The 23,186-nt window shown below is 72.2% G+C and carries 17 protein-coding genes; 9 read left to right on the top strand and 8 right to left on the bottom strand.

Annotation, left to right across the window (positions count from 1 at the left end):
• Positions 1 to 7: 7 nt before the first annotated feature.
• Positions 8 to 928, top strand: coding sequence for a carbohydrate ABC transporter permease (locus ACFO6V_RS10485; RefSeq protein WP_377135211.1), 921 nt, complete (start codon positions 8 to 10; stop codon positions 926 to 928).
• A 98-nt stretch (positions 929 to 1,026) separates the two neighbouring features.
• Here ACFO6V_RS10485 and ACFO6V_RS10480 read toward each other — a convergent pair whose 3' ends face one another.
• From ACFO6V_RS10480 to ACFO6V_RS10465, 4 genes are all read right to left on the bottom strand, one after another.
• Positions 1,027 to 2,823, bottom strand: coding sequence for a glycoside hydrolase family 35 protein (locus ACFO6V_RS10480; protein ID WP_377134965.1), 1,797 nt, complete (start codon positions 2,821 to 2,823; stop codon positions 1,027 to 1,029).
• A gap of 130 nt (positions 2,824 to 2,953) precedes the next feature.
• Positions 2,954 to 4,297, bottom strand: a complete 1,344-nt coding sequence (locus ACFO6V_RS10475) for an ABC transporter substrate-binding protein (protein WP_377134963.1) — start codon at positions 4,295 to 4,297, stop codon at positions 2,954 to 2,956.
• 87 nt (positions 4,298 to 4,384) lie between these two features.
• Positions 4,385 to 5,314, bottom strand: coding sequence for a carbohydrate ABC transporter permease (locus ACFO6V_RS10470; RefSeq protein WP_357510078.1), 930 nt, complete (start codon positions 5,312 to 5,314; stop codon positions 4,385 to 4,387).
• Positions 5,315 to 5,317: 3 nt separating this feature from the next.
• The gene (locus tag ACFO6V_RS10465) at positions 5,318 to 6,247 is read right to left on the bottom strand and encodes a carbohydrate ABC transporter permease (RefSeq protein WP_377134960.1); all 930 of its coding nucleotides are present in this window, start codon (positions 6,245 to 6,247) and stop codon (positions 5,318 to 5,320) included.
• Positions 6,248 to 6,344: 97 nt separating this feature from the next.
• Between ACFO6V_RS10465 and ACFO6V_RS10460 the strand changes: the two genes are divergently transcribed.
• The 3 genes from ACFO6V_RS10460 (at position 6,345) to ACFO6V_RS10450 (ending at position 10,797) form a co-directional block, all read left to right on the top strand.
• Positions 6,345 to 7,409, top strand: coding sequence for a LacI family DNA-binding transcriptional regulator (locus ACFO6V_RS10460; RefSeq protein WP_377134958.1), 1,065 nt, complete (start codon positions 6,345 to 6,347; stop codon positions 7,407 to 7,409).
• Positions 7,410 to 7,515: 106 nt separating this feature from the next.
• On the top strand, positions 7,516 to 9,939 hold the full coding sequence (locus ACFO6V_RS10455; protein ID WP_377134956.1) for a glycosyl hydrolase family 95 catalytic domain-containing protein: 2,424 nt from the start codon (positions 7,516 to 7,518) through the stop codon (positions 9,937 to 9,939).
• 117 nt (positions 9,940 to 10,056) lie between these two features.
• Positions 10,057 to 10,797 carry a phosphatase PAP2 family protein gene (locus ACFO6V_RS10450; protein ID WP_377134954.1) on the top strand — a complete coding sequence of 247 codons (741 nt, stop codon included), beginning with the start codon at positions 10,057 to 10,059 and terminating at the stop codon, positions 10,795 to 10,797.
• Here ACFO6V_RS10450 and ACFO6V_RS10445 read toward each other — a convergent pair.
• Together ACFO6V_RS10445 and ACFO6V_RS10440 are read right to left on the bottom strand one after the other, a co-directional pair.
• Entirely contained in the window at positions 10,794 to 12,413 is a 1,620-nt protein-coding gene (locus ACFO6V_RS10445; RefSeq protein ID WP_377134952.1) for a glycerol-3-phosphate dehydrogenase/oxidase, read from the bottom strand. The genes ACFO6V_RS10450 and ACFO6V_RS10445 overlap by 4 nt on opposite strands.
• Positions 12,414 to 12,457: 44 nt before the next feature.
• A complete protein-coding gene (locus ACFO6V_RS10440) occupies positions 12,458 to 13,048 on the bottom strand; it encodes a TetR/AcrR family transcriptional regulator (RefSeq protein ID WP_377134950.1) in 591 nt (196 codons plus the stop codon).
• Between the two features lie 80 nt (positions 13,049 to 13,128).
• Between ACFO6V_RS10440 and ACFO6V_RS10435 the strand changes: the two genes are divergently transcribed.
• Together ACFO6V_RS10435 and ACFO6V_RS10430 are read left to right on the top strand one after the other, a co-directional pair.
• Positions 13,129 to 14,763: an FAD-binding oxidoreductase gene (locus ACFO6V_RS10435; RefSeq protein ID WP_377134948.1), complete on the top strand. Its 1,635-nt coding sequence runs from the start codon at positions 13,129 to 13,131 to the stop codon at positions 14,761 to 14,763.
• A gap of 9 nt (positions 14,764 to 14,772) precedes the next feature.
• Complete coding sequence (locus tag ACFO6V_RS10430) at positions 14,773 to 15,702, top strand: diacylglycerol kinase family protein (RefSeq protein ID WP_377134946.1); 930 nt, start codon at positions 14,773 to 14,775, stop codon at positions 15,700 to 15,702.
• Positions 15,703 to 15,769: 67 nt separating this feature from the next.
• Here ACFO6V_RS10430 and ACFO6V_RS10425 read toward each other — a convergent pair whose 3' ends face one another.
• On the bottom strand, positions 15,770 to 16,531 hold the full coding sequence (locus ACFO6V_RS10425) for an IclR family transcriptional regulator (protein WP_377134944.1): 762 nt from the start codon (positions 16,529 to 16,531) through the stop codon (positions 15,770 to 15,772).
• Between the two features lie 335 nt (positions 16,532 to 16,866).
• Here ACFO6V_RS10425 and ACFO6V_RS10420 point away from each other — a divergent pair, with 335 nt between their 5' ends.
• From ACFO6V_RS10420 to pntB, 3 genes are read left to right on the top strand one after another with little or no spacing between them, the layout of a single operon-like run.
• The gene (locus ACFO6V_RS10420; RefSeq protein WP_377134942.1) at positions 16,867 to 18,132 is read left to right on the top strand and encodes a cytochrome P450; all 1,266 of its coding nucleotides are present in this window, start codon (positions 16,867 to 16,869) and stop codon (positions 18,130 to 18,132) included.
• 52 nt (positions 18,133 to 18,184) lie between these two features.
• Positions 18,185 to 19,885, top strand: a complete 1,701-nt coding sequence (locus ACFO6V_RS10415; RefSeq protein WP_377134940.1) for a Re/Si-specific NAD(P)(+) transhydrogenase subunit alpha — start codon at positions 18,185 to 18,187, stop codon at positions 19,883 to 19,885.
• Positions 19,882 to 21,315 (top strand): Re/Si-specific NAD(P)(+) transhydrogenase subunit beta, encoded by a 1,434-nt coding sequence (pntB, locus tag ACFO6V_RS10410; RefSeq protein WP_377134938.1) that lies wholly within the window; start codon positions 19,882 to 19,884, stop codon positions 21,313 to 21,315. Before ACFO6V_RS10415 ends, pntB begins: the two co-directional genes overlap by 4 nt.
• Before the next feature lie 32 nt (positions 21,316 to 21,347).
• Here the strand turns inward: pntB and ACFO6V_RS10405 are convergent, their stop codons facing one another.
• Entirely contained in the window at positions 21,348 to 23,159 is a 1,812-nt protein-coding gene (locus ACFO6V_RS10405; protein WP_377134936.1) for a cholesterol oxidase substrate-binding domain-containing protein, read from the bottom strand.
• Positions 23,160 to 23,186: the final 27 nt, after the last annotated feature.

Below are 23,186 nucleotides of genomic sequence, written 5' to 3'. Positions count from 1 at the left end.
GAACGCCATGACCGTGCGGTCCGTCTCGGCGGGCTCGGGCGTGTCGATCGGACCGCGCGACACCAGGGGCTACCGGGCCTTCACGGCGATCAACACGGTGGTGCTGCTGCTGGTGTGCGCGGTGATGCTCTATCCGTTCGTCACCGTGCTCGCCCAGTCGTTCTCCAGCCCCGGCGCGATCAAGGCCGGCCTGGTCAGCGTGTGGCCGGTCGGGTTCAACCTCGACACCTACGGGGCCGTCGCGCAGAACGGGACGTTCTGGAACGCGTACGGCAACACCGTCCTGTACACGTTCCTCGGGACCACCATCGCGATGGTCCTGACGACGACGTTCGCGTACGCGATCTCCAAGCCGCACCTGCGGGGCCGGAACGTGCTGATCGGGATCGCCGTCTTCACGATGTTCTTCAACGGCGGCATCGTGCCGAACTACGTGCTGATCTCGGCCCTCGGCATGAAGAACACCATGTGGGCGGTGATCCTGCCGGGGGCGATCTCGGTGTTCAACCTGCTGGTGATGAAGGCGTTCTTCGAGAGCCTGCCCCGGGAGCTCGAGGAGGCCGCGCAGATCGACGGGCTGGGCTGGTTCGGCATCTTCCGCCGGATCGTCCTGCCGCTGTCCAAGCCCGTCATCGCGACGATGGTCCTGTTCTACTCGGTCGCGTACTGGAACGACTGGTTCGCGGCGTTCCTCTACCTCGACAAGCAGGAGCTCTTCCCGGTCACGCTCTTCCTGCGCAACCTCATCGCGGGTGCGTCCACGACGGCGTCGGAGGGGGCGGCGGCCGCGGGGACGACGACCGCGGCCATCAACGCGAACATCCAGTCCGTGACGATGATCCTGACGATCGTCCCGATCCTGTGCGTCTACCCGTTCGTGCAGCGGTACTTCGTCTCGGGGGTGATGCTCGGCTCGGTCAAGGGCTGAGCCGTGAGGTCCGCGAAGTAGAGCGCTTGTCCGAGTCTCCCTGGTGTCGCCAGGGAGACTCGGACAAGCGCTCTACTTCGCGGACCTCGACGCCGGCTCTACTGCTCCGTGACGCCCAGGTCCGGAGCGCCCACGAAGGACGCGCGCCTGGTGGCCGCGCCGTGCAGCTCCAGGAGGACCAGCTCGTTGCCCTGCTTGCGGACCAGCGGGCCCGGGACGTACAGCGTGTGCGTGGGGCCGAGGCTCCAGTAGCGGCCCAGCAGCTCCCCGTTGACCCACGCCAGGCCCTTGGTCCAGCCGTCGAGGCGCAGGAAGTGGTCGGCGCCGGCCACCGAGTCGAACGTGCCGCGGTGCAGGCCCGCTACCGCCGCGCCGTCGGCCCCGCCGTCCGTCGCGGCGTCCAGCGCCGCCCGCAGCAGCTCCGGGGCGTCCTCGACGCGCAGCGCGGCCGCCTGCCACTCGTCCAGGGTCCGCACGGCCGTGCGTACCGGCCCGATGATTCCCTTGGGCTCGCCGATCCGCGGCCCGTAGTTGACCCGCCCCTGGTCCTCGACCAGCAGCGTCAGCTCGCCCGCGCGCGCCGGGAGCGCGACGGCGAACGTGTGCGACCCGCGGTCGAGCACGCCCACCTGCTCGCCGTCGACCAGCACGACCGCGCGGTCGCGGATCTCGCCGACGCTCAGCACCGCGTCGTCGGCCCGGAGGCCGGTGCGGTAGACCGCGAAGCCCGACCACAGCTCCAGGTCGTCGGTGCTCGGCACGTGCGGGAACGCGCGCGGCTCCTCGCGGAGCAGGCCGGGCAGGATGTCGGGGAGCGTCACGTGCGCGGTGAGCGCCACGTCGAGCACCGGCGCCGTCCCGGTCTCCGCGTCCCGGCCCAGCTCCTCGGCCGACGCCACGGGCAGGTGCCGCGCGATCACGTCGCGCATCGCCCAGTACTTCGCCGTGGGGCTGCCGTCCTCCGCGAGGGGTGCGTCGTAGTCGTACGACGTCGCGATGGGCCGGTAGATGCCCTTGTCGTTGGCGCCGCTCGTGAGCCCGAAGTTGGTGCCGCCGTGGAACATGTACAGGTTGACGGATCCGCCGGCCCTGAGCAGGTCGTCCAGGTCGGCGGCGTTCGCCTCGGCGGGCGCCAGGTGGTGCTCCAGCCCCCAGGAGTCGAACCAGCCGTTCCAGAACTCCATGCACATCAGCGGCCCGGTGGGCTGGTGCCTGCGCAGCACCTCGAACCGCTCGGTGGTGCGTGACCCGAACGTCGCGGTCTTGTGCAGCTCCGGCAGGCCGCCGCGCGCCAGCATCTCGTCGTTCGCCTGGTCGCAGGTGAACAGCGGGACGTCGATGCCCTGGTCGCGCGTCAGGTCCACGAGCGCGCGCAGGTACTTCTGCCGCTCCGGCAGGGGGTCGTCGCCGTAGGCGCCGTACTCGTTCTCGATCTGCACCATGAGCACCGGTCCGCCGCGCGTCACCTGACGCTCGGCGACGAGCGGCAGCAGGCTCGCGTAGTACTTGCCGATCGCGTCGAGGAAGCCCGGCTCGTGCCGGCGCACGCCGACGGCGGGGTCCGCCAGCAGCCAGGCCGGCAGGCCCCCGCCGTCCCACTCCGCGCAGATGTAGGGGCCCGGTCGCACTATCGCGTGCAGGCCCTCCGCTGCCACCAGATCGAGGAACCGGCCCAGGTCGCGCCGTCCGTCCAGGTCGAAGACCCCGGGTACCGGCGCGTGGAAGTTCCAGGGGACGTACGTCTCGATGGTGTTCAGGCCCATCAGCCGGGCCTTGTGGATCCGGTCGGCCCACTGGTCGGGGTGGACGCGGAAGTAGTGCAGTGCGCCACTGACGACCTGCATCCGCTCGCCGTCGAGCAGGAAGTCCTCGGGTCCGATCTCGAACATGGCCATATGCGATTTCCTCTGGGGGTGATGTGGCGGCTCGCCGAAGTAGAGCGCCTGTCCCGCTCTCGCACGTGGCGAGCCTCATCGAAAAGGGGGGACAGGCGCTCTACTTCGGCGTTCTGGTTCAGCCGGAGAGCTACTCGCTGACGGTGAAGCCCTGCTCGTTGCCGTAGCTGACGATCGACTTCTGCCAGGCGTTCAGGCCGTCGGCCAGCGACGTCGAGCCGGTGTAGGCCTGGCCGGCCGTGTCCGGGAACACGCTGTTCGCGTAGACCTGGTACGGCAGGTACTGCCAGCCGGGCACGACACCCTGGGCGGAGGCGGAGAGCACCTCGTTGATCTTCTGCCCGCCGAAGTACTCGGACTCGACGGCGAGGAACTCGGGGTCGTTCAGGTCCGCGACCGTGGCCGGGAAGTTGCCGCCCTCGAGACGCGTGGCGACGCCGTCGCCCGCGTTCGCGTACTCCAGGAAGCCGTAGGCCAGGGCCTTCTTCTCGCTCGCCTCCGTGACGGACAGCGCGGAGCCGCCGTTCTCGGCGGTCGCGTTCTCGCCCTCGGTCCACTGCGGCATGGGGGCCACGCGCCAGTCACCCGACGCCGGGGCGGCGGCGGACTCGAGGTTCGCGGGCATCCAGGCACCCGTCACGAGCGCGGCGATCTCGCCGTTGCCCAGGCCCTGGAACCACTCGTCGGACCAGCCGGGGACGTCGGAGAGGAGGCCGTCGTCGATGAGCCCCTGCCACGTGTCGGCCCACTTGGCCGAACCCTCGTCGGCGAGGTCCACCGTGACGTTCGTGCCGTCCACCTTGAACGGGTGACCGCCGGCCTGCCAGATCATCGACGTCGCGAACCCGGCGTCGCCGCTGTCCGACGTGATGTACGTGTTCGAGTCGTAGTCGTGGATCTTCTTCGCGGCGTCGGCGAACTCGTCCCACGTGGCCGGCACCTCGACGCCGGCGGCCTCGAACGTCTTGGCGTTGTAGAACAGCGCCATGGGGCCCGAGTCCATCGGCAGGCCGTACACGGCGTCATCGCTGGTCACCGCACCCCACGGACCGGGGGAGTAGGTGCTCTCCAGCTCGCTCGCGCCGAAGGGCGCGAGGTCGGCCAGCGACTCGCCGATGGAGAACTGCGGCAGTGCGTAGTACTCCATCTGCGTGACGTCGGGGACGCCGGAGCCCGCGCTGATCGCGTTCTGCAGGGCGACGTAGTGGTCGTTGCCGGTGCCGACGTTCGCCATCTCGACGTTCACGTTGGGGTACTTGGCCTCGAAGTCCTCGACGACCTTGTCCAGCGTGGGCTCCCATGCCCAGACCAGCAGGTCGCCGCCCTCCTCGAGCGCCGCGGAGATGTCCTCGGCGGACACCTCCTCAGCAGGGGCGTCGCCGCCGGCGGACCCAGACCCGCACGCGGTAAGGGTGAGCGCCAGGGCGCTCGCGGCGGCGAGCGCACCTACTGCGCGGTGGTGGCGGATGGTCATGGTGGTTCCTCTCACATCATCGTCAGTCGAACGGAGTCTCTGTGGTCTTGCGGGGTGCCCGTGCGGGGATGGCCGTGCGGGGGATGCTCACTCCTTGACGCTGCCGGCGGCGAGACCCGACTGCCAGTAGCGCTGCAGGAGCAGGAAGACCGCGATGAGCGGCAGGATCGTGAGGAGCGAGCCGGCGATGACGAGGTTGAAGATGGCCTCGCCGCCCGCGGTGGTGGCCTGCTGGTTCCACGCGTTCAGGCCCAGGGTCAGGGGGTACCAGTCCGGGTTGCGCAGCATGATCAGCGGGAGGAAGTAGTTGTTCCAGGTCGCGACGACGGTGAACAGCAGCACCGTCACGATGCCGGGGGCCAGCATGGGCAGGGCCACCTGGAAGAAGGTGCGGGCCTCGCTGGCGCCGTCGATCCGGGCGGCCTCCATGATCTCGTCCGGCACCGCGTCGGCGGCGAACGTCCACATGAGGTAGAGCCCGAACGGCGAGATGAGCGACGGGATGATCACGGACCAGGGCGTGTTGGTCAGGCCCATGTTCGCAAACATGAGGAACGTGGGCACGGCCAGGGCGGTGCCCGGCACGGCCACTGCGCCGATCACGGTCGCGAACACCGCGCGCTTGCCCGGGAAGTTGAACTTGGCGAGGCCGTAGCCGCCGAGCAGGGCCAGCAGGGTCGCGCCGCCGGCGCCCAGCACCACGTACATCAGGGTGTTGAGGAACCAGCGGCCGAACACGCCGTCGTCGTACGTGACGACGCCGACCAGGTTGTCCCAGAGCGCGAAGTCGCCGCTGAACCACAGGCCGAACGAGCTGAACAGGTCCGGCTGCGTCTTCGTCGCGTTGATCAGCAGCCAGACCAGCGGGATCAGGGCGTAGATGCCCACGAGCGCGGTCAGGACGGTGAGGAGGATGCTGCGCGTCGGCCGGGCGTGCGAGCTGCGACGGCTCCTGATGCGCGGACGCGGCCGGGGCTTCCGCACGGTGGGCGCGGTCAGCAGGGTGTTGGTGCTCATGGCTCAGGCCTCCTTGCGCATGCCGCGCAGCTGCACCACGTAGGCCACGAGCATCGTGAGCACGCCCATGATGATCGCCACCGTGGCCGAGTAGTTGTACTGCTGGCCGGAGAAGGACAGCGAGTAGGCGTACAGGTTGGGGGTGTAGTGCGTCGAGATGTAGTTCGGCGACAGCGCCTGCAGGATGCTCGGCTCGTTGAAGAGCTGGAAGGAGCCGATGATCGAGAAGATGGTCGCCACGACGAGGGCGCCGCGGATCGCGGGGAGCTTGATCGCGGAGATCACCCGCCACGGGCCCGCGCCGTCGATCTCCGCCGCCTCGTAGAGGGAGGCCGGCACGACGCGCAGCGCCGAGTAGAAGATCAGCATGTTGTAGCCGACGAACTCCCAGGTCACGATGTTGCCGATCGCGGGGAGCACCAGGACCGAGGCGAGCGGGTCCGGGATGGCGGTGCCGAGCAGGTCGTTGACGTTGCCGACCAGGCCGAACCGGTCGCCGTACATGAAGCCCCACATGAGTGCGGCGACGACGCCGGGCACCGCGTACGGCAGGAAGATCGTGAGCCGGAAGAAGTCGCGCCCGTACAGGCGGCCGCTGTCGATCGCGAGGGCGACGAGCAGCGAGATACCGAGCATCACGGGTACCTGGACCGCGAGGAACAGCGTGACGCGGCCGACGCCGTCCCAGAACTGCGGGTCACTGAGCGCCCGGGCGTAGTTGTCGAGCCCGACGAACGACGTGCCGCCCACCAGCTTGGTCTGGAACAGGCTCAGGTAGAGGGAGTAGACGATCGGCGCCAGGAACACCAGGGCGAACACGATCATGAACGGACCGACGAAACCCCAGCCGGTCCAGCGGTTGCGGTGTCGCATCCGTCCCATGGTCCTGGGCACGTTCTTGGGCACGGCCGGAGGCGATGCGAGCGTGGTCAAGAGAAGTCGCTCCTTCACGAGTGGGGTCAGCATGGCGTCGTGTTGACGTAAACATGGTGACCCGGACTAGGGTGCTCGTGAGTTACCGAGGTGTCAAATGCGCGCCGGTGCGCCGGTGCGTCACGAGGAGGTGGATGCCGTGGAGGGCAGAGGTCCGTCCCTGGCCGATGTAGCCGCGCTGGCGGGTGTGTCGACGCAGACCGTTTCACGCGTGTCGATGGGTCTGGACAACGTGCGCCCCGTCACGCGCGACAAGGTGCTGGCGGCGATGGCGCAGCTCGGCTACGCGCCCAACACCGCGGCGCGGGCGCTGCGGTACGGCAGCTTCCGGACGATCGGTGTGATCGCCCACCGGCTCGCTCGGACCGGTGAGTCCCGGACGGTCGAGGCGGTCGTCGAGGCGGCCCGCAGGGAGGGCTACACGGTGACGCTGATCGACGTCGAGAGCCCGTCGTCCGACGTCGTCTCCGCCGCGGCGACCCGGCTCTCGCACCAGGCCATCGACGGCCTGGTGATCATCCGGGCCGAGACCGCCACGCCGGACTCGCTGGCGCTGCCGCCACGGCTGCCCGTTGTCGTGTCGGACTCGCGGTTCGTCGGCCACCACCCCGCCGTCGGCGCGGACCAGGGTGACGGCGCCCGCAGTGCGACGCAACACCTGCTGGACCTGGGGCACCGCACCGTGCACCACGTCGCGGGACCTGCGGACTCGATACCCGCCCAGCTGCGTGCCGAGGCCTGGCGGGACACGCTGGTGGCCGCGGGCAGCCCGGTTCCCGAGCTCGTGGAGGGGGACTGGACGGCGGCCTCCGGGTACGACGCCGGACGGCGGCTCGCCGCCGACCCGGAGGTCACCGCGGTGTTCTGCGCGAACGACGAGATGGCCGCCGGCCTGCTCCGGGCGCTGCACGAGGCCGGGCGTGCCGTGCCGGGCGACGTCTCGGTGGTCGGGTTCGACGACGTCCTGCTGGCCGGCTACCTCTGGCCGCCGCTGACGACGGTGGCGCAGGACTTCGACGAGATCGGCACGCGGCTCGTGGCCCGGCTGCTGCAGCAGGTGCGGTCCGGGGAGATCGAGGACGACGGCGACGCCGAGGACCTGCACGAGGTGGTCCCCGTGTCGCTCCTGGTCCGGCAGAGCACGGCGCCCCCGCCGGCGTAGGCCGTGCGGCGTCGTCCGTAGGGAAGGGCGACCTCGCACGGGCGACCTGGCAAGTCCGACCTGGCATAGGCGACCTGGCAAGTCCGACCTGGCATGATCTGCCGACATGAGCAGCGACGACGCCGTCGGGCAGCACCTGATCGAGCTGGACGAGCCCTCGGGCACGTTCATCGACAGCTTTCTCGTGGGCAACGGCACGCTCGGGGCCGCGCTGCGGGGCGGCGTCGGCTCCGAGGTGTTCGACCTGAACCTCGACACCCTGTGGTCAGGTGGGCCGGACACCGCCGTCGTCGACCCGCCCGATCCCGAGACCGTGGTGCTGCTGCGCGAGGCGATCGCGGCGGGCGACCACGCGGAGGCCGACCGGTTGGCGCGCGCGAACCTCTCGGACCGCTGGGTCCAGTCGTACCAGCCGCTCGCCCGCCTGACCTGGGCGTACGGCCCGGTTCCGGAGCGCGTCACGGACTACCGGCGCACCCTGGACCTGCGCCGCGCCGTGGCATCGGTGCGCTACGCGGCGCCTGACGCCGCTCCCGCCCCACGGCCGGGCCTGGACGTCTTCGTCTCGGCCCCGTCCGCGGTCCTGGTCGCCACCGCCGTTGAGTGCGGGGTATCTGCGCCTGAAGAGGGCCTTGAGGGCGCAAATAGCCAGCACTCAACGGTCGGGGTCGAGGGGGCGCATCCGTTTGACGTCCGGCAGGACGTGCGGGACGGCGCGGCGTGGACCGTCGTGACCGGCCGGGTGCCCGTGCTCGTCACCCCCGGGCCCGACGAGGTCGTGCGGTACGCCGACGACGCCCCGGACGCCGACGGGACGGTGCCCGCAGGGATGGGGTTCGCCCTCGTGGCCTGCGTCGAGCAGACCGACGACGGCGCCCGCCTGATCGTCGCCGCGGAGTCCGGCTTCCGGGGGCCTGCGGAGCGACCGAGCGCCGACGTCGGCTCGCTGGCCGCCGTGGCCGGTGCCCGCGTCGAGGCGGCGCGCCGGCGCACCACCACCGACCTGCGTGCCGAGCACGAGCTCGACCACCAGTCCTACTACGACCGGGCGGACCTCGACCTCTCGGCCTCGGGCGACCCGGCCGCCGCAGCCGCCGAGCGGTACTTCCACCTGGGGCGGTACCTGCTGATCGCGGGCTCCCGGCCAGGCACGCAGCCCCTGAACCTGCAGGGCATCTGGAACGCCGACCCGACGCCGCCCTGGAGCTGCGACTGGACCACCAACGTCAACCTGCCCATGGCCTACTGGCCGGCCGAGCCGACCGGCCTGGCCGACCTCGCGGAACCCCTGTTCGGCCTGGTCACCGACCTCGCCGACGCCGGACGGCGCACCGCGCGCGACTTCTACGGCACCCGCGGCTCGGCGGTGCACCACAACACCGACCTGTGGCAGTTCACCGCGCCCGTCGCCGGCGAGCCCAAGTGGTCGAGCTGGCCGTCCGCGCTGCCCTGGCTCGCCGCGCACCTGGGCGACCACCTGGACTTCGGCGCGGGGCCGCACCCGGAGGCCGACGTCGCGGCGGCTCTCCCGGTGCACCGGGCGGCCGCCGAGCACACGCTCGACATGCTGGTCCCCGACGGCGAGGGCACGCTCGTCGTGAGCCCGTCGTCGTCCCCTGAGCACACGTTCGTCGTCGGCGGGCAGGAGTACGCGGTCGACGCGGGCTGCGCCATGGACCAGGAGCTCGCCGCGGAGGTGCTCGGCCGATACCTCGCCCTCACCGAGCGCGGCGCCCACGCGGAGCCCGGCCGGGCGTCGGACGACGACCTCGCCGCCCGGGCGCGCGACGCCCTGGACCGGCTGCGCCCCGTCCAGGTGGGCCCGGGCGGGGACCTGCTCGAGTACATGACGGAGCGGATACCGGGCGAGCCGGGCCACCGCCACCTGTCGCACCTGTACGGCCTGTACCCCGGCACCCGCATCACCGAGACCCGCACGCCCGAGCACTTCGAGGCCGCGCGCATGGCCCTCACGCTCCGGCTCGACCAGGGGTCGGGCTACACGGGCTGGAGCCAGGCCTGGATCCTGTGCCTCGCCGCACGCCTGCGGGACCCGGCGCTCGCGGAGCGGTCGCTCGCGATCCTGATCGAGGACCTCAGCTCGGCGTCGCTGCTGGACCTGCACCCGGCCGAATGGCTGCCCGAGGGCTGGGTGTTCCAGATCGACGGCAACCTCGGCGGCACGGCGGGCATGGCCGAGCTCCTGGTCCAGGGCCACGACGACGCGGTGAGCCTGCTGCCGACCCTGCCGCCGTCCTGGTCCGCGGGCCGGGCGCGCGGGCTGCGCTGCCGCGGCGGGCACGTGGTCGACGTCGCCTGGCGGGACGGCCGGCTGACCGGCGCGACGGTCACGGCGGGCGGCCACCGGGTGATCCTTGACGTGACGCTGGGCACGTCCGTCGGGGTCCGGGACGCCTCGGGGGCACCTGTCGCGACGCTTCCCGTCGGGCCCGCGCCGTCCGGCCGCATGCGCCTGGCCTGGGACACCACCGTTGGCGAGCGGTATACGGTCATCCAGGGGCAGGCGTGAACGTGCCGGGATCGTTACTCGCAGCGCCTGCTGGACACCTTCCTGGCACCGAACATTCACCCTGAAACCCGTAGGATCGGCACGATGGCGCAATCAGAAGGCAGGGGTGGGACGCGCGTGGAGTCACCGTCAACCGAGGCTCCGCTGGACCCGTCGACCCTTCCCACCTGGCGCAGCTCGATGGTCGCGGCAGGCATCGGGGCGGTGGTCTTCGCCTTCCTCATCTGGCAGGTTGTCGTGCGCGGCCCGTTCATCGCCTGGGACTGGCAGTTCCACTACTACGTGGACGCGCACCACCCCACGGGCTGGGAGAAGATCTTTCTCGACGTCGTCGCCAACATCACCGGCGACCGCCTGTTCACGATCCCCATGGTGGGTGGCACCGCGTTCTACGTCGCCTGGAAGCAGGGTGGCCCCGGCTCGTTCTGGCAGCTCGCCAGACGGCCCCCCGTGCTCGCCGTGCTGGCAGGCCTCGTGACCATCGCGCTGATCGGCTACGGCACCAAGTTCGGCCTGGGCCGCACCGGCCCGCACCACAACATGGACGTGCTGCACGCCGGCGGTCAGGCGTTCCCGTCCGGGCATGCGTCGAACACGTTCTTCACCGGCTTCTTCATCCTCTGCCTGCTGTACGCCCACGGCGGGCTCCGGCCGAGCGTCAGCAGGCTGCGCAGGATGATCCCCGTGGTCGGCGTCATCGTCGCGGTCGCAGGCGGCCTCATGTCGTGGCTGGACTACCACTGGCTGAGCGACATCCCCGGCGGCTGGCTGCTCGGGTTCATCGCCTGCATGGTGTCGCTGTCGGTGCTCCGCACCCCGCGCCACCGAAGAGAGCACATACCCGCGCCGCCGGGCTAGAGCCGCGCCAGGGCGTCCGCGACCAGCTCCTCGACGACGTCGCGCACGGCCGCGCGGTCCGCGGGGACCAGCCCGATGCGCGTGCGCCGGTCCAGCACGTCGTCGGCGTCCAGCGCACCCTCGTGCGTCACCGCCCACTCGACCTCGGCACGGGTGATGTCCAGGTGCGCGGCACCGGTCATGCCCTGTCCGACGGCGGACGCCGAACCCGGCAGCACGGCGGCGGCCAGCACCTCCGCGGCCTCGGTCCCGTACCGGGCGACGAGCGAGTCCGGCAGCCCGCCACCCGCTCCGCCACCCGCTCCGGAGGTCGAGCCCGTCCCGCTGGTCGAGCCCGTCGAGACCCCTGGCCCCACCAGCGACGGCGCGCCGACCAGCGGCAGCGCCGTCGTCCAGCACGGCCCCGCGGTGAGCCCGGCGTGCTTGACCGCCAGGTCCACCGCGTCCTCGGCCATCGTGCGGTACGTGGTGAGCTTGCCGCCCAGCACGTTCACCGCGCCGGTCGACGGCGACACCTCCACGAGATGCTTGCGGGATACGTCGGCGGAGGGGCCGTCGCTCGACCCGGCGGTGTCGACAAGGGGACGCAGCCCCGCGAAGGTGCCCACCACGTCGTCGGGCAGCAGGGGGCGGACCAGGACACCGGACACCGTCTCCAGCAGGAAGTCGATCTCGGCCTGCGTGGCCACCGGGACGTCCGGGACGGGGCCGGGCGCCTCCTCGTCGGTGAGGCCGACGACCACCCGCCCGAGCTGGGCGGGCAGCGCGAACACGTACCGCGAGCCGGAGCCGGGCACCGGCACCATGAGGGCGCCCGTCGGGTTGCCGAGCCGGGCGGCGGGGACGACCACGTGCGTGCCGCGGCTCGGCCGGAGCCGCACCGACGGGTCGACGGTGCCGGCCCAGACGCCCGTCGCGTTCACCACCACGCGGGCCCGCACGGTGAGGGACGCGCCGGTGAGGGTGTCCTCGAGCGTCGCGCCGTCCGCGCGCAGGTTGATGGCCTTCACCCGCGTCAGGATCTTCGCCCCGCGCCCCGCCGCGGTGCGGGCGAGCGCGACGACGAGCCGGGCGTCGTCGACCAGCTGGCCGTCGTGGGCTATCCACGCGCCGTGCAGACGCTCGCGCGCGACCGCCGGCACCAGCCGGGCGACCTCGCCGGGCCGGGCGAGGCGCGGTCCGGGCAGCACCAGGGACGACGTCCCGGCGTCGCGGCGCAGCAGGTCGCCGAGGCCGAACCCGATGCCGACGGTGAGGCCGCGCCGGCGCCCCGTGCCGGGGGTCAGCGGGAGCACCTGCGGCAGCGCCCGGACCAGGTGCGGCGCCGTGCGGGTCATCAGCACGTGTCGTTCGCGCGCGCTCTCGCGGGCCACGCCGACGTCGCCGGTGGCCAGGTACCGCAGCCCGCCGTGCGCCAACTTGGAGCTCCACCGGGAGGTGCCCCAGGCGAGGTCGCGCGCCTCGACGAGGGCCACCGACAGGCCGCGCGCCGCGGCGTCCAGCGCCACCCCGGTGCCCGTCACGCCGCCGCCGACGACGAGCAGGTCGACGGTCTCGGCGGTGAGCTCGTCCAGCTCCCGCCGACGGCGCCGGGCGGTGAGGGCGGTGCTCTGCATCGGTCCTGCTTCCGGTCGGGGACGCCGCGTGCCCGGCGTCCGGGTCAGGGGCGGAGGTACCCGTCCAGGGCGTGCGCGAGCTCGGTGCGCAGGGCGTCGTCGTCGATGACCGTGCTGACCGTCTTGTGCGAGAGCAGCGCGGACTGGGAGATGAGGAGGACCATCACCGCCATGTCCGTGGCCGACCCGGCCCGGACGGTGCCGCCCTGCTGACCGGCCACGATGGCAGCGGCGAGCCATTCGAGGACCACCCGCTGCGACCGGCCGATCCGCTGGAACGCGTAGCGGGTGAAGACCTCCGGCTCGTTGCTCAGGAGGCGCCCGAACAGGGTGTCCGCATGGAAGAGGTCCCCGAACCGGACCACCTTGCCGACGATCGCCGCGCGGTCGGCTGCCTGCGGGCCGACGGCGTTGATCACGAGCTGCATGCGGTGGGCGATGACGGCGCGCAGGACCTCGTCGGCGGACTCCCAGCGGCGGTAGACCGTCGGACGCGAGACGCCGGCGGCGCGGGCGAGCTCGGTGATCGACAGGCCGCGCATGCCGCGGGTCGCGACCAGCTCGGCGGCGTGGTGCAGCAGGCGTTCCTCGGTGCGGTCGGTTCCGTCGCCTTGGCCATCGTTACGAATTGTCATCTTGTGTCAAACTGTAACGCGCGTCAGGATGGTAGGCCAGACCGCCGCACCACATGACTGCACCACCACACGGAGGACGCGTGAGCACGCAGCCGGACAACGAGAGCCCGGACCACGGGCGCGCTTACATGCGCTGGGACGGCTGGGGTGACCCGGCTCGTGCGCACGGGCTCCCGAACGGCGTGAAGCTGCTGCTCGCCGCGGTGCTCGGGCGCCTGCCGAAGGCGCCGTCCGCGCCGCGCCTCGCCGAGGTCACGATCAGCACGCCGCCCCTGGCCGACGACGACCTGGCGGCGCTGGCCAAGGCGGTCGGCGACGACCACGTCGACGCCGGCCACGACGTACGGCTGCTGCACGCGGGCGGCAAGTCCACGCCCGACCTGCTCCGGCGGCGGCAGGCCGTGCAGGTGGCACCGGGCGCCGTCGTGCTGCCCGCGACCGAGGACGAGGTCGCGGCGGTGCTGGCCGTCGCGGGCGAGCGGGGCCTCGCGGTGGTGCCGTTCGGCGGCGGCACGGCGGTGACAGGCGGTCTGACGCCCCACGCCGGGCCGCACCGGGGAGTGGTCAGCCTGGACCTGCACCGGCTCTCGGGGCTGGTGGCGCTCGACGAGCTCGCCCACGAGGCGACCTTCCTGGCCGGGACCACGGCGCCCGTCGCCGAGACGTTCCTGGCGGAGCGCGGCTTCGAGCTCGGCCACTTTCCGCAGAGCTTCGAGTTCGCGACGCTCGGCGGGTTCGCCGCCATGCGGTCCTCCGGGCAGAACTCCGCGGGCTACGGACGGTTCGACGCGATGGTCACCGGGCTACGGGTGGTCACGCCGACGGGCACGCTCGACCTGGGCAGGGCGCCCGGCTCGGCCGCAGGGCCGGACCTGATGCGCTGGTTCCTCGGCTCGGAGGGGACCTTCGGCGTGATCACCCAGGTGCGGCTCCGCGTCCACCCGACGCCCGAGGCCCGGCTGTTCGACGCGTGGACCTTCGGCAGCTTCGCCGCCGGCGCGGACGCGCTGCGCGGCGTCGCGCAGCTCGGCACCGGGCCCACGGTGATCCGGCTGTCCGACGAGGACGAGACGGCGGTGTCCCTGGCCCAGGTCGGCAATATCGGGAAGGCGCTGGCCAAGGGTTGTACCGCCGTCGTCCTGCACGAGGGGCCTGCCGACCTGGCGGCGGAACGTCGCGAGGCGACCGCGCGGGTACTGCGGGCCGCCGGGGGCGAGCTCGCTGATCCCAGGCTCGCCGCGTCCTGGGACCACGGCCGGTTCAAGGCGCCCTACCTCCGCGACGCGCTGCTGGCCCACGGCGTGTTCTGCGAGACGCTGGAGACGGCCACCACCTGGTCGAACCTGCACACCCTCAAGACGGCGGTCACCGCTGCGCTCGCCGACGGGTTCGCGGGGGAGCGGGCGCGGAACCGCGTCCTCTGCCACATCTCCCACGTGTACCCGACGGGCGCCTCGCTCTACTTCACGGTCATCGCCGGGCTCGGCATCGATCCGCTCGAGCCGTGGGAGCGGGTGAAGTCGCGGGTGAACGACGCGATCATGGCGGCGGGGGGCACCATCAGCCACCACCACGGCGTCGGCGCGGACCACGCGCCGTGGCTGGAGCACGAGATCGGCTCGACGGGTCTCCGCATGCTCCGCGCGGTGCAGGCGGAGCTCGACCCCGCCGGGATCATGAATCCGGGAGCCCTCGTCGATCGCCGGCTCCGGTAGGTTTCGGCCATGACTGACCAGGCCGGCAGGGCCGGGCACATCGCGGTGCTCGTGAACCCCGCCTCGGGGCACGGCGTCGGCGCCGGCAGCGGGCAGGTCGCGATCGAGCGGCTGCGGGCCCGGGGCGCCGACGTCCGGGTCTACCAGGGAGCCAGCGAGGAGGAGACGGCCGCGCTCGGCAGGCGGGCGGTCGACGAGGGCCCCGACGTGCTCGTGGTGGCCGGCGGGGACGGCACCGTCTCGTCGGTGCTGGCGCCCGTGCTGGAGTCCGGCGTCCCGCTGGCGGTGATCCCCGGCGGCACGGGCAACGACCTCGCCCGCGAGCACGGCATCCCGCTGGACGACGCCGCGGCCGCCGCTGACCTCGCGCTCGACGGCGCCCGCCGTCGTGTCGACACGGGCACCGTCACCGCCGACGACGGCACGGTGCGCCGCTTCGTCACGGTGCTGTGCGCGGGGCTGGACTCGCTGACGAACGAGCGCACGAACCGCATGACCTGGCCGACGGGCCCGGCGCGCTACAAGGTCGCCGTCTACCTGGAGTGGCTGCGGCTGCGGAGGTTCGCCTACCGGCTGCACCCGGCGGGCGCACCGGCGTTCGAGCAGGACGGGTACATGCTCGCGATCGGCCTGACCCGGTACTACGGCGGCGGCGTGCCGATCTGCCCCGGCGCCGACCCGGCGGACGGGCTGCTGGACGTGACCCTGGTGCACGCCGTCGGCCGGTTCAAGGTGCTCGCGTTCGACGCCCTCATCAAGGCGGGCAAGCACGTCGGGCGGCCGGACGTCACCACGCTGCGCGCGTCGACGATCCGGCTGGAGTCCCCGGCGGGCCTCGTCGCCTACGCGGACGGCGAGCCGGCCGGCAGTCTCCCGCTCACGCTGTCAACAAATCCCGACTCTCTCACCTTGTGCGTCCCCACCCACCCGCTTCGTTGAGTGCGTGATATTTGCGCTCTCGCGGCCGTGAAACGCGCAAATATCACGCACTCAACGGAGCCGTAGGTCAGACTGCCGCGAGGTCTCCGGCGACCAGGCTCAGCTCGCGGCGGGCCTGCGGCGGCACCACCTCGCCGGGGATGCTGAGCCCGACGGCCCAGGTGACGTCGTCGCCTGCACGGCGGGGGACGAGGTGGGCGGCGCAGGTGATGTCGTCGCGGAACTCGCCGTGCTCCTCGACGACGTTGTCCGGCCGCATGCGCGCCAGCTGTGCGTCGAGCGCCGTGATGTCGGCGGCGGTACGCGCGGTGAACTTGCGCATCCCGGCTTCGAGCACCAGGTCGTAGCGCTCCCGGCGGGTGATGCCGAGCAGCAGGGCCTTGCCGAGCGCGGTGGCGTGCGCGGAGACGTCGAGCCCGCGCTCCAGGTCCTCGAGGTACGGAGAGCCGGGGGCCTCCGAGTAGTCGACGACGACCACCCGGCCGGCGCTGATGCGCCCGAGATAGGCGCTGTAGCCCGTGGTCTGGGCGAGGTGGCGCAGCACCTCACGGGTGCCGGGCCCGCGGCCGAGCGAGCCGAGCTGCTCGTAGAACCGCTGGCTCACCTGGTCGCCGACGTCGTACGTGCCGTCCTTGAGACGGGTGACGTAGCCCTTGTACGCGAGCGTGCGCACCAGGTGGTACGTGGTCGAGAGGTTGAGCCCGCTGCGGCGTGCGATCGCCTTGACCGGCAGGCCCGGGGTCCGGGTGACGACCTCCAGGACCCGGAAGGCGCGCGCCACGCTCTGTACCAGGTCGTCCGGGCGTTCTCGGTCGGCGTCGAGTGCCACGTGCCCCCCTTGCTCGTCGGTGGGGATGCCGACGGTCGGTTCGACTGCTGGTCCCGTCCGGATGGGTCTCGACAGGGTGGATCGAGGGTGCAACAGTGTGTGTGCCCTCGCAGACATCGTAGCCACGGGCGTGGCCGAGGTCACGATGCATGGTGGGAACACGGGCGGGATCACCCTGGGCGATCAACGACGACTGCACAGATATGGGCGAATCCATGAATTTACCTGAACTGGATCATATCCGGCAAGTACCCTCGGGTCTTCGGCCCGACGGTTCGGGTCAGCTTCCCACCTTGAGTCCCACCGCGAGAGGGCCGGCCCCATTGCTCGATGACATGCGCAGCACGCAGGACCGTCCTTGGCGGGGCACCAAGCCCGTCCGGCTCAGCGAGATCTCGAACCTGAAGCCCCTGGTCCACGCGTCGGGCATGCCGGAGCCGCGGGTGTTCTACGACGAGCTCGAGCGCGAGTGGGGCGAGGTGGCCCCCGTCGAGCTGGAGCCCGGCGTCCCCGCCTGGCTCGTCATGGGACAGCGGCTCGTCTACGACATCATGCGCAACGAGCACGTCTTCGCGACCAACCCGCAGACCTGGAACGGGCACGCCCGCGGTGGCCTCCCCGTGACGTCGGGCCTGCGCCCGGTTCTCACGTCGCACCAGCGCTTCGCCGCGAACCACACCGACGGTGCGCTGCGGCAGCGCCTGCGCGAACCCCTCGACGACGCGTTCGAGCAGCTCTCGGAGGGCATCACCGCCTCGAAGACGCGCTCCCTGTGCAACCTGCTCATCGACCGCTTCGAGGACCGCGGCCGCGCGGACCTGATGCTCGAGTACGCGTCGGTGATCCCGTTCCTCGTCGTCGCCGACATGATCGGGTTCGACCCGGAGGACGGGCAGCGCCTGTTCGACCTGACGCGGCGGGTCGCCGGCGGCGGGACCGATGCCGCACCCGCGGTGGCCGACGTCGACCGGATGCTCGGCGACCTCGTCGCCGCCCGCCGCAGGCTTCCCCAGCGGGACCTCGCCAGCTCCCTGGTGGCGCACCCGAACATGCGGGAGGACGTCGAGGTGGCCCACACCCTGCTGAACGTCGCCTTCGCGGGCAACCTGACCCTGACGGCGTGGGTGGCGCAGACCCTGCTGCTGGCCCTCGCCGACTCCCGGTTCTCCGGCCGGTTGCACGGGGGCCGCATCGACCTGGACAACGCCATGGACGAGGTGCTGTGGCGCTCCACGCCCACCATCAACACCCTGCCGCGGTTCGCCAGGCAGGACGTGGTGCTGGACGGCAAGCTCGTCGCCGCCGGCGACCCGATCGTCCTCGCGATCTACGCCGCGAACACGGACCCGCGGATGGATACCGGGGACCCCTGGGACCACGTCGGCAGCCGCGCCCACGTGTCGTTCGGCACGGGCCCGCACGCCTGCCCGGCGCCCCGCACGGCGCGCGTCGTCGCACGGATCGCCGTCGAGACGATCCTGCGCAGGCTCGACGTCGTCCTGCGGATCCCCGCCGCCGACATCGCCTGGGACCAGACCCTGTGGATCCGCCAGCCGGTGAGCCTCCCGGTCACCTTCCAGCCGCCGGTGGACTCGGCATAACAGGTGTGTCGGCGGTAGGCGGTAGGTTGCGCACGTGAGCGAGGAGGGTCACATGCGCATCGGTATCCCGGACGACGGCGGGCCGCTCGTGCCCGCCACCCCGACGACGACCGCCCGGCTGGTCGGTCTCGGTTACGACGTGCTGGTCTCAGCGGGCGCCGGAGCCGGCGCGGGCTTCCCCGACGCGGCGTACGAGGCGGCGGGTGCGGCAGTCGTGTCCGACGCCGAGGCGTGGGCGTCCGACGTCGTGGCGATCACGCGGGCGCCGGACGCGCTGGCCACACCCGGCCCCGCCGGGCTGCGGCCGGGTGCCCGGGGCCCCGACGGGCTCAGGATCGGCGCGGTGCTGATCGCCCAGATCGCTCCCGCCGCCCGCCCTGATCTGGTGCGCGCGCTCGCCAACCGCGGCGTCACGGCCCTCGCCCTGGACGCCGTGCCGCGCATCTCCCGGGCGCAGTCGCTCGACGTGCTCAGCGCGCTGTCGAACGTCGCGGGGTACCGGGCGGTGGTCGAGGCGGCCGCCGAGTTCGGCGGCATGTTCTCCGGCCAGGTCACCGCGGCGGGCACCACCCCGCCCGCCAACGTCTTCGTGATCGGCGCGGGCGTGGCCGGGCTCGCGGCCATCGGCGCGGCAGGCAGCCTCGGCGCGCAGGTGCGCGCCTTCGACGTCCGGCCGGAGGTCGCGGAGCAGATCGAGTCCATGGGCGCGACCGTCGTCCGGGCCGACGACGCCGCGCAGCAGGTCAGCACCGACGGCTACGCCTCGTCGCTCACCGCGGACCAGGAGGCGGCGGCGCAGCGCGCGTACGCCGTCGAGACGGCCGCCGCGGACATCGTCATCACGACGGCGCTCGTGCGCGGCACCGCCCCCACGACCATCACCGCCGAGATGGTCGCGAACATGCGGCCGGGCAGCGTGATCGTCGACCTCGCGGCACCGGGCGGCGGCAACTGCGAGCTGACGGTCCCGGGCAAGCGGGTGGTCAGCGACAACGGCGTGGTGGTCCTCGGCTGGACCGACCTGCCCGACCGCATGCCCCGGCACACCTCCGAGCTGCTCGGCACGGCGGTCGCCAACCTGGTCCAGCTCGGCACGCCCGGGCGGGACGGCCGCCTCGCGCTCGACCCGGAGGACGTCGTCGTGCGCGGCATGACCGTCGCCGCCGGCGGCGAGGTGCTGTGGCCGCCACCGCCGGTTGCCGTGTCGGCGCCGGCTTCGGGGGTCGAGCCTGCCGAGACCTCAGGGTCTCGACGAGCTCGACCGACGAATCGGGCTCGACCGACCGGGGGCGGCGCGTCTCGACACGCCCGGCCAACGGGGAAGCCGGCCCACCCCGCCGTGCGGGCGGTGCTGATCGGCCTCGCCGCGACGCTCGCCGCGCTCGCCGTGGCGGCGTCACCCGCCGACCAGGCAGCGCACTTCACGGTGCTGGCGCTCGCCGTCGTCGTCGGGTTCTACGTGATCTCGCACGTCAGCCACGCCCTGCACACCCCGCTCATGTCCCAGACCAACGCCATCTCCGGGATCATCCTCGTCGGCGGGATGCTGCAGATCGGCTCGGCCAACCCTGTCGTGACGACGCTGGCCGTGCTCGCGTCGGCCGTCGCGAGCATCAACATCTTCGGCGGGTTCCTCGTGACCCACCGCATGCTCGGGATGTTCCGCCGAGGCCCGGCCGACGTGTCAGAAGCACAGGTCACTCCGGTGATCCGTGCTTCTGACACCGGGGCCGACGAGGGGAGCAGGCGATGACCGTCGAGTCAGTGGTCCAGGCCGGGTACCTCGTGGCGGCGGTGCTGTTCGTGCTGTCGCTGGCCGGCCTGTCGAAGCAGGAGACCGCGCGGCGCGGCGTCCTGCTCGGGATGACCGGCATGGGGCTCGCCCTGGCGGCGACGGTGGTGCTCGCGCTGGACCGGTCGGAACGGCCCGTCGGCGTGACCGCCGGACTGATCCTGCTCGTGCTCCTCGTGGGCGCGGCCGTCGGCACCTGGCGGGCGCGGACCGTCGAGATGACGCAGATGCCCGAGCTCATCGCGCTGCTGCACTCCTTCGTCGGCGCCGCGGCGGTGCTCGTCGGCTACGGGTCCTACCTGACCGAGCCCCGCACGACCGGCGCGGGCACCACCGTGCACCACGTCGAGGTGTTCCTCGGCGTGCTGATCGGGGCGGTGACGTTCACCGGCTCCGTGGTGGCGTTCGGGAAGCTGTCGGCGCGGCTGAGGTCCTCGCCGCTGAGGCTGCCCGGCCGCAACTGGCTCAACCTGGCCGCGGTCGTCGCGTGCGGGGCGCTGCTCTGGTGGTTCCTCGCCGCGGGCGGCACAGAGGGCAGCGCTGGGGGCGGCGCGGGCCTGGTCCCGCTGCTGCTCATGACCGTGGTGGCGTTGGCGCTGGGCTGGCACCTGGTGGCGGCGATCGGTGGGGGCGACATGCCCGTCGTCGTCTCGATGCTGAACTCCTACTCCGGGTGGGCCGCCGCCGCTGCCGGGTTCATGCTGGGCAACGACCTGCTCATCATCACGGGTGCGCTCGTCGGCTCGTCGGGTGCGATCCTCAGCTACCTGATGTGCCGGGCGATGAACCGGTCGTTCGTCAGTGTGATCCTCGGCGGGTTCGGCGCGGAGCCGGGAGCGGTCGCCGAGGGCGGCGCCGTCGAACCGGGTTCCTACCGGGAGACGACGGCGCTCGAGGTCGCCGACCGCCTGACCGCCGCCCGCTCGGTGATCGTGGTGCCGGGCTATGGCATGGCGGTCGCGAAGGCCCAGTACCCGGTCGCCGACCTGGTGGCCCGCCTCGCCGCCCGGGGTACCACTGTGCGGTTCGGCATCCACCCGGTGGCCGGCCGGCTGCCCGGCCACATGAACGTGCTGCTGGCCGAGGCGAAGGTGCCCTACGACCAGGTGCTCGGCATGGACGAGATCAACGACGACTTCCCGGAGACCGACGTGGTGCTGGTGATCGGCGCCAACGACACGGTGAACCCCGCCGCGCAGGACGACCCGGCGTCGCCCATCGCGGGCATGCCGGTGCTCGAGGTGTGGCGGGCGCGCGAGGTGGTCGTGTTCAAGCGGTCCATGGCGACGGGGTACGCCGGCGTGCAGAACCCCCTGTTCTTCCGGGAGAACAGCGCGATGCTCTTCGGGGATGCGAAGGACCAGGTGGAGCTGATCGTCCAGGCGCTGTGACCGAGCGCTGTAACGCCGCCCGGCCGGTGCGTTCAGCGCACCAGCCGGTCCGTGAACTCGTTGCCGAACACCCCGTGCGGATCGAGCCGGTCCAGGACGGCGACGGCTTCCGACCACTGCCCGGCACCGTACGAGGCGGGGATCGCCGACTCGATGACGTCGTCATCGGCCCAGGCCGCGTCATCCGTGTAGGCCCAGCCCTTCGACCACTCGACGCGCGCGAGCGCGTAGCCGCCGTCGAAGGTGCTCATCAGGAACTGTTCGAGCTCCCGGTAGAACTCGTGGGCTCCGGGCGACGTCGGCTGGGTCAGCACGTCCACCCACACCGCGCAGTCGAACTCCGGGTGGTCGGGGTGCGGGCGGACGACGGAAAGCAGCGGCGGACGTGCGCCCGGCGCCGCGGAGTCGACGGGCTGGTCGAGGCCGCTGACCCGGATCTCCACCTGCCCGTTGACCGGGAACCTGCCCGCGGCGGCCCAGGCCGCCAGCCGCTGCTTGTAGTAGGCGGCGAACTCGGAGACGACACGCTGGACGTCGGCGCGACTGGTGAGGATCCCGTACCCGTTGGCGGTCTCGCGCAGCGTGGTGGGGCGTAGGTAGAACTGGAGCATGTAGGCGGGACCCCAGAGGTCCGTCGCGAGGGTCGCGGTCAGCCCGGTCGCCGCCACCGTGTACTGCGTGGCGCCGAGCACGGGTGCGAGGTGCCAGGAGCCGCCGACGATGAGCCCCACCAGTCGGGACACCGGGGTCGGGATCACGTCGCTGAACGGATAGTTGTACGGCGCGTACACCCGCCTGGACGTGAGGGGGCGCTGAGGGCTGAGGCTCCACACCTTGAGCCAGGGCTTGTCGGTGAACGCGAACCAGATCGTCTCCACCCGCCCGGACTCGGCCATGAAGTCGGCGAAGGTGTTCCCGCGCGCGGCGAGCGCACTGCCCGGGGCGGCGAACAGCTCGTCGGCGGTGAGGTCGACGCGGCTCTGGCAGCGCAGCGGGACCTCCTCGCCGGCCTGGAGCACTACCTCGGCGATGAGCGCGCGCCCGAGGTGGGTGGCCAGCGCCTCGCACTCCTCGTCGGTCCCGCGGTGGAACGTCCTGACCACGTAGGCGTCTACGTCGGCATCCCAGACGACGGCGGTGAGGGACAGGACGAGGTTGCTGAGGCTGCCGTAGGTGTGGCCGGGGCGAGCGGTCTCGCCGTCGGCAGGGACGCTGGTGCCGTGGGCGTCGATGGCGAGGGTGCCACCAAGGGTCAGCTCACCCGGTGCGGGAGTGTTGGTGACCCCCAGCCCGTGGTCGGCGAGGAAGGCCATCAGCGTCTCGATGGTCACACCGGGCTGTGCCCGCACGGCGCCCGGTGCACCGGCGGGCGGGGCCGTGAGCTCCATGTGGGTCAGGTGCACGGTGGTGTCCAGCAGGAGGATCGGCGCGTCCGGCTCGGTGCCCTGGGTGATCGTCAGGGGCGACCAGGTGTGCGACTTGCCCCGGGCGCGGAGCCGCCAGCCGCTGGCGCGTGCCCAGTTGGCGAGGCGGGCGAGGTCCTGTCCGGTGCGAGGCGCGCAGGCCCAGAGCCCGCCGTGGGTGATCTCGCCGGCCCAGTTGATGTAGGGGGAACGGTAGGGCATGAGCCCGGCCGGGAGCTCGGGCGCGGCACTCGGGACACCGGCGGCGGTGGCGGCCGGGATGGTGACGGCGGTGGCCGGGGACGCGAGGGCGGCCGCGAACGGGATGCTCAGCGCTCCGGCGGCCGCTGCGCGCAGGACACCACGGCGGGAGAGCCCGCCGGTTCCGGAGGGTTCGGCGGAAAGTGCAGGACCGGGGAGACGTTCCGACTGATCCGACATGGCGCAAATGTACGATTATCTGACGTA

Origin of the sequence: Promicromonospora alba, assembly GCF_042654905.1 — a bacterium.
Classification (GTDB): Bacteria; Actinomycetota; Actinomycetes; order Actinomycetales; family Cellulomonadaceae; genus Promicromonospora; species Promicromonospora alba.
The sequence above is the reverse complement of the archived record's forward strand: the minus strand, read 5'-3'. Positions and strand labels throughout refer to the sequence as shown.

Excerpts from the sequence above, each read along its gene's own strand:
- ACFO6V_RS10480 (WP_377134965.1), bottom strand. The coding sequence starts at position 2,823 with ATGGCCATGTTCGAGATCGGACCCGAGGACTTCCTGCTCGACGGCGAG.
- ACFO6V_RS10475 (WP_377134963.1), bottom strand. The coding sequence starts at position 4,297 with ATGACCATCCGCCACCACCGCGCAGTAGGTGCGCTCGCCGCCGCGAGC.
- ACFO6V_RS10430 (WP_377134946.1), top strand. The coding sequence starts at position 14,773 with ATGACTGACCAGGCCGGCAGGGCCGGGCACATCGCGGTGCTCGTGAAC.
- ACFO6V_RS10420 (WP_377134942.1), top strand. The coding sequence starts at position 16,867 with ATGCGCAGCACGCAGGACCGTCCTTGGCGGGGCACCAAGCCCGTCCGG.
- ACFO6V_RS10455 (WP_377134956.1), top strand. The coding sequence starts at position 7,516 with ATGAGCAGCGACGACGCCGTCGGGCAGCACCTGATCGAGCTGGACGAG.
- ACFO6V_RS10485 (WP_377135211.1), top strand. The coding sequence starts at position 8 with ATGACCGTGCGGTCCGTCTCGGCGGGCTCGGGCGTGTCGATCGGACCG.
- ACFO6V_RS10405 (WP_377134936.1), bottom strand. The coding sequence starts at position 23,159 with ATGTCGGATCAGTCGGAACGTCTCCCCGGTCCTGCACTTTCCGCCGAA.
- ACFO6V_RS10460 (WP_377134958.1), top strand. The coding sequence starts at position 6,345 with ATGCGCGCCGGTGCGCCGGTGCGTCACGAGGAGGTGGATGCCGTGGAG.
- ACFO6V_RS10445 (WP_377134952.1), bottom strand. The coding sequence starts at position 12,413 with ATGCAGAGCACCGCCCTCACCGCCCGGCGCCGTCGGCGGGAGCTGGAC.
- ACFO6V_RS10470 (WP_357510078.1), bottom strand. The coding sequence starts at position 5,314 with ATGAGCACCAACACCCTGCTGACCGCGCCCACCGTGCGGAAGCCCCGG.
- ACFO6V_RS10415 (WP_377134940.1), top strand. The coding sequence starts at position 18,185 with ATGCGCATCGGTATCCCGGACGACGGCGGGCCGCTCGTGCCCGCCACC.
- pntB (WP_377134938.1), top strand. The coding sequence starts at position 19,882 with ATGACCGTCGAGTCAGTGGTCCAGGCCGGGTACCTCGTGGCGGCGGTG.
- ACFO6V_RS10440 (WP_377134950.1), bottom strand. The coding sequence starts at position 13,048 with ATGACAATTCGTAACGATGGCCAAGGCGACGGAACCGACCGCACCGAG.